The sequence below is a fragment of the Desulfofundulus sp. genome, assembly GCF_049701015.1.
In the GTDB taxonomy this organism is placed as follows: Bacteria; Bacillota; Desulfotomaculia; order Desulfotomaculales; family Desulfovirgulaceae; genus Desulfofundulus.
Genome location: NZ_JBNATZ010000024.1, coordinates 12,930 through 16,855, shown reverse-complemented (window position 1 = coordinate 16,855; position 3,926 = coordinate 12,930). Strand labels below are relative to the sequence as shown.

Sequence of the window (3,926 nt, the reverse complement as noted above, 5' to 3'; positions counted from 1 at the left end):
GATACGGCACCAGTACCATATCCCCGAGAGGTTATCCACCAGTTTTCCTACGGGATCGCCTTTTTCAACCCTGCTACCCGTACCGGGGGAAATGGACTTTGCTCCCAGTTTTTCCACAGCCCCCATTTCTAATGCATTTCCAGGCTGCAACACTTCTTCCAACCCATCGATATGATTGCAGAACACCCCTCCCCGGGGCGCATATATAACGATACTTCTACCTCCGGTATCACTTTCTTCCGGAAGTATTTCCGCCACTGCTTCCCCGGCCCGTACACGCTCCCCGTCAGCTACCAGCAGTTTCAATTTACCCTTCCCCGGGGAGATAAGCAGTTGCTCCTCTTTAATCAACCAGCCAGAGGTGGTCACGGTACGAGAAACCTTACCCTCCTCCAGCCATTCCACCCTGACCAGGTGTGTTTCGACCAGATACCACGCGCTGGTTCCCAACCACCAGAGAGAAAAAAGAACCACCAGCGAAAGAATCAGGACGGAAAATATTTTTCTGGCCCGGAGCAGGGAAATCAACCCCTCACCTGCCAAAGTAGGAAGTAACTTGTTTTATTCGACGGTATACGGTATAAATCCTGCGCAAAACGAACGGTGCCTGACTTTAAAAATTAGTTGAGTTCCCGGCGTTCACCGGTGACCAGATAGATAACCGCTTCCCCGATGTTTGTAGCATGATCGGCAATCCGTTCCAGATAACGACTGACGTTCAGAAGATAGGCAGATTGCATTACAGTTTTGGGATCATCCACCATGCCGTTGATCAATTCCCGAAACATTGTGGCAAAAATATAGTCCACTTCATCATCGAGGGCACACATCTCCCTGGCCTTTTGAACATCACCGTTAACATAGGCATCGAGTCCATCTTTGACCATCTGCTGGGCCAGACGTCCCATCTGGGGAATATATTCCAGGCATTTTACCGTTAAGGGCTGCCCGCTTAAACACATGGTAGCCCGGGCGATATCCACCGCATGATCGGCCATCCGCTCCAAACTCAGAAGGATTTTGATACCAGTGATGGCCACCCGCAAATCCCTGGCCATGGGTTGCTGGGTGGCAATTAATTTCACGCATTTTTCCTCGATTTCCAGGTAGAGTTCGTCTATCATTTCATCACCCATAATTACCTGGGCCGCACTTGCCACGTCGAGCTTGACAAGAGATTGTACCGCATCATAAATGGCCTGCTCAACCAGGCTGGCCATCCGCAGGATATCCTGCTGGAGGTCTACCAGGGCTTTATCAAAGGAAGAACGGGGACTCACCGTCATCCCTCCTCCCGGAAGTTTTTCGTCCTTTACCCCAGCAGCCGCGGGGAACTGACAAGTGCAAAATACTAACCGAACCGGCCGGTAATATAATCTTCAGTCCTTTTATCCCTGGGACGCGTAAAGATTTCATCCGTCGCCCCCCATTCTACCAGTTCGCCGTTTAAGAAATAAGCGGTAATGTCTGAAATCCGGGCAGCCTGCTGCATATTATGAGTTACAATCACAATGGTGTAATCTTTTTTAAGCTGCTGAATCAGTTCTTCTATTTTGAGGGTGGAAATTGGATCCAGGGCGGAACTGGGTTCGTCCATCAGCAACACTTCGGGTTCTACAGCCAGGAGACGGGCAATGCACAGACGTTGCTGCTGTCCCCCTGAAAGGCCCAGGGCAGACTTAAATAAGCGATCCCGCACCTCATCCCACAGGGCCGCGTCCCGCAAGCTCCTTTCCACAATTTCATCCAGCAGCCGCTTATTCTTGATACCGTGAACCCTCGGACCGTAAGCTACGTTATCATAAACCGACATGGGAAAAGGATTCGGACGCTGGAAGACCATCCCCACCCTTTTGCGCAAGTCAACCACATCCACATCAGGAGCGTAGATATCCTGGCCATCCAGTAAAACCGTTCCAGCTATCCGCACTCCCTCGATAAGATCGTTCATCCGGTTTAAAGTACGCAAAAAGGTTGACTTACCACAACCGGAAGGCCCAATGAGAGCAGTGATCTGGTTTGCCTTTATATCCAGATTGATGTTTTTGAGAGCTTGAAAGTTTCTATAATAAAGGCTTAAGTCTCGTATGGAAATCTTTACCTCTTTCTCCATCGGGTACGCCCCCTGAGTCGTCTTGTTTGGTCAGTCGTCCATCCAACAGAATGTTTCAAGCAGTTTTTAACGGTATGCCGGTTCAGCCAGGGGTAGAGTGAAGTAAAACGAACTTCCCCTGCCAGGGGTGCTTTCCACCGCAATCTTACCGCCATGGGCGCGAATTATATGTTTTACAATGGCCAGCCCGATGCCAAAACCCCCCAATTCCCGGGAACGGGCCTTATCCACGCGGTAGAAACGTTCAAAAATACGGGGCAGGCTTTCAGCAGGAATACCAATACCTGTGTCCTCAACCTCCACCCTCAATTCACCTTCCAGCACCATGGCCCGAATGGTTACGCTTCCCCTGCGCGGCGTATATTTAATGGCGTTGTCAAGCAAATTAATCAACACCTGGGCCAGCATATCGGGATCCCCGTATACGCCGGGCAAATCCCGGGGCACTTCCAGGGAAAGGGTGAGCTCCTTCTCCTTAGCCTGGGATCGAAAAAGGGAAGCCACACGGCTGATAACATCTACCATATCCACACGCTGCCAGCGGTGAACCACCCGCCGTTCCTCAATTTTTGAAAGGTCCAGCAGATCATCGACCAGACGGATCAACCGTTCGGTTTCCTGACCCATTATTTCCAAAAAACGACAGGCGGTTTCTGGATCATTCAGGGCCCCATCCAGAAGAGTTTCCAGAAAACCCTTAATGGAAGTAAGGGGGGTACGCAGTTCATGAGATACATTGGCCACAAACTCTGTGCGCATCTGTTCCAGTTTTCTGCGCTCGGTGATATCTCGAAGGAGGACTACCACACCTCCAATTTCCCGACCGGTACCTTTTAAAGGAGTGGCATGCAGCCGGAAAATGCGCGAGTCAGAACCCACCCCGAAAATTTTCACTTCCTCAGTGATGGGTTTTTGTTTTTTCAATGCCTCTTGTAAAAGGTGCTCTACGTCATAGTTGCGTATAACTTCCAGGATCTTTTTGCCCAGACAGGTTTCCTGTCGCAGGTCAAAAATTTCCTCTACCACCGGGTTAATAAGAAGTACCCGCCCTTCCCGGTCCAGGGCAATTACCCCATCGGCCATACTGTCCAGAATGGCACGGACCCGGTTCCTTTCTTCCGTGATCAGGGCAATCGTACTCCGTAACTGGCGAGCCATATCATTAATGCTGCGGGCCAGTTCCCCTATTTCATCCTGGGTATAAATTCTCAGTTCCCGGTCCAGGTTACCCTGCGCCATGTCCCTGGCCGCAGCAATGATCGCATTCAACGGCCCGACCACCCTCTGGTATAAAAGCCAGGCCAGCATTACCGAAAGTGGCAGGACAATAAATAAAGCACCGGCCAGGCTGAGTCTTCTGGCAGCATAAAGCTGCAAGAGGGCAAAAAAGATGATCATCAAAAAAAAATAACTGACCACCGGCCGCCAGGAAATACCCCGCAGGAAATTGTTCTTCACCCTTTAAGGCACCTCCCGGAAACGATAACCCACCCCGCGAACCGTTTCAATATACTCCGGCGCATTAGGCACCTGTTCGAGCTTTTGACGGATATGACGGATATGCACATCAACCGTCCGGGAATCACCGGCATAATCGTAACCCCAGATTTGTTCCAGCAGGTATTCGCGAGAAAAAACTTTTCCCGGCTCACTGGCCAGAAAACGCAACAATTCAAATTCTTTTGGAGTTAGCTCCTGCTTGATGCCGTCCACGGTAACCAGGAAACGTTCCTGGTCAATCACCAGCCGCCCGCGAACCAGCCTTCCTCCCGAAGAGCGGGTACCCCGGCCTTTGTCTTCCGCAGACGCCCGT

Annotated in this window: 5 protein-coding genes; all 5 read right to left on the bottom strand. The window is 50.9% G+C overall.

Annotated features, from left to right (window positions below; translation table 11 throughout):
• Positions 1–528: HlyD family efflux transporter periplasmic adaptor subunit (locus tag ACPLUI_RS02875; protein WP_424658768.1), on the bottom strand; the 528-nt coding region annotated here is incomplete at its 3' end.
• A 92-nt stretch (positions 529–620) separates the two neighbouring features.
• Positions 621–1,280: a phosphate signaling complex protein PhoU gene (gene phoU, locus ACPLUI_RS02870; protein WP_424658767.1), complete on the bottom strand. Its 660-nt coding sequence runs from the start codon at positions 1,278–1,280 to the stop codon at positions 621–623.
• Between the two features lie 71 nt (positions 1,281–1,351).
• Entirely contained in the window at positions 1,352–2,113 is a 762-nt protein-coding gene (gene pstB / locus ACPLUI_RS02865; protein ID WP_424658766.1) for a phosphate ABC transporter ATP-binding protein PstB, read from the bottom strand.
• 66 nt (positions 2,114–2,179) lie between these two features.
• Positions 2,180–3,571 carry a two-component system histidine kinase PnpS gene (gene pnpS, locus ACPLUI_RS02860; protein ID WP_424658765.1) on the bottom strand — a complete coding sequence of 464 codons (1,392 nt, stop codon included), beginning with the start codon at positions 3,569–3,571 and terminating at the stop codon, positions 2,180–2,182.
• A 3-nt stretch (positions 3,572–3,574) separates the two neighbouring features.
• Positions 3,575–3,926: winged helix-turn-helix domain-containing protein (locus ACPLUI_RS02855; protein WP_424658764.1), on the bottom strand; the 352-nt coding region annotated here is incomplete at its 5' end.